The 1,080-nt window shown below is 66.6% G+C and carries 1 protein-coding gene; it reads left to right on the top strand.

What is annotated here, in order from left to right; genetic code table 11:
- Positions 1–23: 23 nt before the first annotated feature.
- On the top strand, positions 24–1,080 hold a 1,057-nt coding region (locus ACWGPE_RS19205; protein WP_452049348.1), incomplete at its 3' end, for an AMP-binding protein.

Raw genomic sequence — 1,080 nt, 5'->3', positions numbered from 1 at the left:
ATACCCACACCTCCAAATGGGATTTGGACATTGATCTCAGGGACGTGCCCGGCGAGGGTGCTGCCGGCACAGTGACATACGCCACGGATCTGTTCGACCGCTCCAGCATCGAGCGGTTGGTCGGTTGGTTCGGGCGGGTACTCGAGGCTGTGGTCTCCGACCCGTCGGCAGTCGTGGGTGAGGTGACGCTGCTCGATGGTGACGAGCAGGATCTGGTGTCGTACGAATGGTCTGGCGCTGGAGTCGACGCTCCGGTGGGTCTTGCCCCCGAGTTGTTGACTGCTGCGGTGACCGCCGATCCGGATGCCGTCGCAATCATCGACGGGTCCCGTCAGCTGTCATACCGCGAGTTGGACGAGGCTTCGAACCGGTTGGCTCGGGTGCTGATAGGGGCCGGCGTCGGTCCGGAGCGTGCTGTCGGCGTGGCGATCGGCCGGTCGGCTGACCTGGTGATCGCCTGGTGGGCCGTGCTCAAGGCCGGCGGTGTGTACGTGCCGGTGGACCGGACCCACCCGGCCGAGCGGATCGCGACGGTGCTGGACGCCGCCGAGGCGGTGTGCGTTCTGGCCCGTGGCAGCGACGCCGTCGAGGGATCCGGGACTCGCCCGGTGATGGACGTGGTGTCACTGGACCTTTCGGCAAGCTCCGCGGAGCCGGTGACGGATGCGGATCGGTTGGCGTCGTTGAGTGTTGATGATGCGGCGTATGTGATTTTCACGTCGGGGTCCACGGGCACGCCGAAGGGTGTGGCGATCAGTCATGCCGGTGTGTTGGGTGTGGCTGCGGCGCATCGTGAGTTGTTCGGGGTGGGTGCTGGTGCGCGGGTGTTGATGGTGGCCGCGCCGACATTCGATGCCTCGGTGTTCGAGTGGTTGTGGGCGGTGGCTTCGGGGGCGGCGCTGGTGGTGGCCCCGCCGGATTCCTACGCCGGTGACGCACTGACAGCGGTGATCGAGGACCACAAGGTTGAGGCGGCGTTGATCACCCCGACGGTGGTGGCAACTCTGGACCGTAACCGTCTGCCCGAACTGAAGACTCTGGTCACCGGTGGGGAGGCGTGCCCGGCCGAGTTGGTGGCGG

It is taken from the genome of Agromyces sp. NPDC055658, from assembly GCF_053618155.1.
The sequence above is the reverse complement of the archived record's forward strand: the minus strand, read 5'-3'. Positions and strand labels throughout refer to the sequence as shown.